The 3963-nt window shown below is 69.6% G+C and carries 5 protein-coding genes; 3 read left to right on the forward strand and 2 right to left on the reverse strand.

Annotated features, from left to right (window positions below; translation table 11 throughout):
- A partial coding sequence (locus tag ADBZ5U_RS14810; RefSeq protein ID WP_526811454.1) for an MMPL family transporter occupies nt 1–1599 on the forward strand: 1599 nt, incomplete at its 5' end.
- Nucleotides 1600–1646: 47 nt separating this feature from the next.
- Nucleotides 1647–2240 (forward strand): class I SAM-dependent methyltransferase, encoded by a 594-nt coding sequence (locus tag ADBZ5U_RS14815; protein ID WP_526811458.1) that lies wholly within the window; start codon nt 1647–1649, stop codon nt 2238–2240.
- Here ADBZ5U_RS14815 and ADBZ5U_RS14820 read toward each other — a convergent pair.
- Nucleotides 2237–2956 carry an SIR2 family NAD-dependent protein deacylase gene (locus ADBZ5U_RS14820; RefSeq protein ID WP_526811460.1) on the reverse strand — a complete coding sequence of 240 codons (720 nt, stop codon included), beginning with the start codon at nt 2954–2956 and terminating at the stop codon, nt 2237–2239. The two genes, ADBZ5U_RS14815 and ADBZ5U_RS14820, sit on opposite strands and share 4 nt — an antisense overlap.
- Before the next feature lie 206 nt (nt 2957–3162).
- Between ADBZ5U_RS14820 and ADBZ5U_RS14825 the strand changes: the two genes are divergently transcribed.
- Nucleotides 3163–3543, forward strand: coding sequence for an Rv1152 family transcriptional regulator (locus tag ADBZ5U_RS14825; protein WP_526811455.1), 381 nt, complete (start codon nt 3163–3165; stop codon nt 3541–3543).
- Here the strand turns inward: ADBZ5U_RS14825 and ADBZ5U_RS14830 are convergent.
- Nucleotides 3504–3963: class I SAM-dependent methyltransferase (locus tag ADBZ5U_RS14830; protein WP_526811457.1), on the reverse strand; the 460-nt coding region annotated here is incomplete at its 5' end. The two genes, ADBZ5U_RS14825 and ADBZ5U_RS14830, sit on opposite strands and share 40 nt — an antisense overlap.

The following is a 3963-nucleotide window of genomic DNA, read 5'->3' on the forward strand; positions in this document are numbered from 1 at the left end:
CTGCTCACCGGTTTCACCGAGGTCTCCATCTTCGCGCTCAACATCACCACCGCGCTCGGGCTGGCGCTGGCCATCGACTACACCCTCCTGATCGTCAGCCGCTACCGCGACGAAATACACAGTGGCGCAACGCCGCAGGACGCGCTGCTGCGCACCATGTCGACAGCCGGGCGCACGGTGCTGTTCTCCGCGGTTACGGTCGCGCTGTCGCTGTCGGCGCTGATGCTCTTCCCGATGTACTTCCTGAAGTCCTTCGCCTACTCCGGGGTCGCGACGGTGGCGTTCGCCGCGGCCGCGGCGGTGATCGTCACCCCGGCGGCGATGGTGATTCTGGGCGACCGGATCGACGCGCTGGACCTGCGCCGGTGGTTGCGCCGGCTGCTGGGCCGGCCCGAGCCGGTCGCGCCACCGGTCGAGCGGATGTTCTGGTACCGGTCCACCAAAGCCGTGATGCGCCGCTCGGTTCCGATCGGGGCCGCCATCGTGGCCCTCCTTGTTCTGGTGGGGCTTCCGTTCCTGCACATCCGGTTCGGCAGTCCCGACGACCGGGTGTTGCCGCAGAGCGCATCGGCCCACCAGGTGGGCGACCGGCTGCGCGAAGGCTTCTCCAGCAATCTCGGCAACGGCCTCAGTGTGGTCATCCCGCAGATCGATGCCGCCGCGGCCCCGGATCTGGACCGCTACGCGGCCGAATTGTCGAAAGTCCCCGATGTCACCCTGGTCTCCGCGCCCGGCGGCACCTTCGTCGGCGGCGCCAAGGTCGGGCCGCCGTCGGCGCCGGCCGGTGTGGCGGACGGCAGCGCGCTGCTGTCCGTGCGCAGCACCGCACCGCTGTTCTCGGATGCCTCCGATGTTCAGCTCGACCGACTGCACGCCGTGGCCTCCCCTGGTGGCCGCGAGGTGCTCATCGGCGGCGGTGCCCAGATCAACCGGGATGTCGTCGAAGCCGTGACCTCGCGAATGCCGTTGGTGCTCATCCTGATCGGCACGATCACCTTCGTTCTGCTGTTCCTGCTCACCGGCAGTCTGGTGCTGCCGGCCAAGGCGCTGGTGCTCAATGTTCTGTCCCTGTCGGCCGCGTTCGGGGCGCTGGTCTGGGTGTTCCAGGAGGGCCATCTCGGCGCGCTGGGCACCACATCGACCGGCACCATGGAGGCCAACATCCCGGTGCTCATGTTCTGCGTGGCATTCGGCCTGTCGATGGACTACGAGGTGTTCCTGCTCGCCCGGATCCGGGAGTTCTGGCTGCGCTCCGGCGGCAGCCGGGCCGACGCCGACGAGAGCGTGGCACTCGGGCTGGCCCGAACCGGGAGGGTGGTCACCGCGGCGGCCCTGATCATGGCGATCGCGTTCGCGGCGCTGATCGCCGCGCAGGTTTCTTTCATGCGGATCTTCGGCCTCGGTCTGACCTTGGCGGTGATCGTCGACGCGACCCTGGTCCGGATGGCGCTGCTGCCGGCGTTCATGCAGGTGATGGGCAAGTGGAACTGGTGGGCGCCGGCACCGTTGGCGCGTCTGCACGAGCGCATCGGCATCACCGAGGAGCCACCCGAACGCCGGAATCCCCCGCGCGAGTCGCTGGCTACGGTGGGGAAGTGACCCAGAGCCCGGCCGGGAAGACCCTGCACCACCCGCTGTTCGCCCGGATGTGGACGGTGATGTCCGCCCACGAAACACCCCTGTTGCTCCGTCTGCGCGCCGAGAACCTGGCCGGTCTGTCCGGGCGGGTGCTGGAAGTCGGGGCCGGTACCGGAACGAACTTCGCGCACTATCCGGTGTCGGTGCGTGAGGTGGTTGCCCTTGAACCGGAGGTCATGCTGGCGCCCAGGGCCCGGGAGGCGGCGGCCGCCGCCCCGGTTCCGGTGACCGTGGTCGAGTCCACCATCGAGAGCATGCCGACCGGCGAGCCGTTCGACGCGGTGGTCTGCTCGCTGGTGCTGTGCTCGGTCGAAGATCCGGAAGCCGTTCTGCGGCAACTCAATTCGGTCCTCAAGCCCGGCGGCGAACTGCGCTACTTCGAGCATGTCGCCAGCACCGGATGGCGTGGAGGATTGCAGCAGCTGGCCGACGCGACCCTGTGGCCGCGGATCGCCGGCAACTGCCACACCCACCGCGACACCGAAGGTGCGATCAGGGCCGCGGGTTTCACCGTCGACGTCGCGCGTCGGCAGTGGACCTTCCCGGCGTGGGTGCCGCTGCCGGTGTCCGAGGTGGCCATCGGCCGGGCCGCGAAAACCTAGTTCCCGGGGAGCAGGCCCGGCAGTCGCTGCAGCAGCGTGGGCAGCGCGGCGCCGGCACTCTCCCGCACCGACAGGGTGACCCTCGAGGACAGCGGAGTCTCCTCGGGATTGACCTCGATCACCGCCGCCCCCTGCGCCAGTGCCAGGTCGGGGAGCATCGCCGCCGGATACACCAGCGCTGAGGTGCCGACCACCACGACCAGGTCGGCGGTCGACACCGCCTCCACCGCCGCCTGCCACGGTTCGTCGGGCAGTTGCTCGCCGAACCACACGATGCCGGGCCGGATCAAGCCGCCGCATTCGCACGGCATGGGCTCCTTCTCCAGCACCGGTTCGGGCATGTCGGGCAGCGGGCCGTGGTGGCGGGAACCGCAGGTGTGGCAACGGAATTCGGTCAGGCTGCCGTGCAGGTGGTGAACGGTGCGACTGCCGGCGCGCTCATGCAGATCGTCGACGTTCTGGGTGATCACGGTGACGTCGGCGTAGTCCTGCCACATCGCCACGGCGTCGTGGCCGGGGTTGGGCCTGACTTTCTTGGCCAGGTGGTGGCGCCACAGGTACCAGGCCCAGACCCGCTCCGGGTGCTTCTCCCAGCCGTCGGTGCTGGAGACCTCGTAGGGGTCGTATTTCGACCACAGCCCCGTCTCGTCGTCGCGGAAGGTGGGCACCCCGCTTTCGGCGGAGATCCCCGCCCCGCTGAAGACCGCGATCCGCATCCGGGTGGAGTCGGTCAAGCCAGTGCCCCTCTCATGCTCGAGTCGGCGCCGGATCCCGCGGCGAAACGTGTCCTCGCAGCGCGGACAAACGGCCGCCGAAGTGGCCGTGACTATATTCGACTCACGACGTTCCAGCTGCCTTCTGCCCGCGCGAGTGGCGCCGGGGCAGTCCCGCGACCGGGCCGCCCCGGGCCATAATGGCGCATGTGTCGGAGTTGGCCGAGTGGCTGGGTGTGGACGGCCGATCCCCGACGCCGATCTTCGATCAGCTGCGGCTCGGGGTGATCGGCGCGGTGCGGGACGGCCGCCTGCCGGCCGGTGCCAGGCTGCCCACCGTGCGGGAGTTGGCCGGCGAACTCGGCCTGGCGGTCAACACCGTGGCCCGCGCCTACCGCGAACTGGAGGCCGCCGGGGTCGTCGAAACCCGCGGCCGGCAGGGCAGCTTCGTCGCGCGCCGGGACCCGACCGACGCCGCGATGGCGGCCGCCGCCCGGACCTACGCCGAGGCGGCGCGGGCTCTGGGCCTCGGCCGCGACGAGGCCCGGCGCTACCTGGATTCGGAGTTCCCGAATTCCAGCAGGGCGTAGACGCCCCGGAACGGCTTCATCGGCCCGAACGCCCAGAACGCCGGGAACAGCGTCTTGAACATGAATCCGCGCCCCTGCGGCATCGGGACGTCGTGGACGGCCCCCAGGCCTGGGACGGTTCCGGCCAGGGCGCGCAACTGGTCGATCGACAGGCTGAACGGCATCGGGGGCACCCGGTAGTGCCTGGACGCCCGGATTCCCTTGGGTGCGACCTTCTTGATGACGGTCGGCGGTAGGTCGAAGAACATCCGGCCACCGGGAAAACGCTTGGCGCACTGGCGGATCAGATCCATGGCCTCCTCAGGCTGCAGGTACATCAGCAGGCCCTCGGCGGTGATGAACACCCCGTCGTCCGGGTCGACACGGTCCATCCAGCTGTAGTCCAGGGCCGACTGGCCCAGATTGGTGATCCGCGGGTTG

The sequence above is a fragment of the Mycobacterium sp. genome (genome assembly GCF_040398885.1).
Lineage (GTDB): Bacteria > Actinomycetota > Actinomycetes > Mycobacteriales > Mycobacteriaceae > Mycobacterium.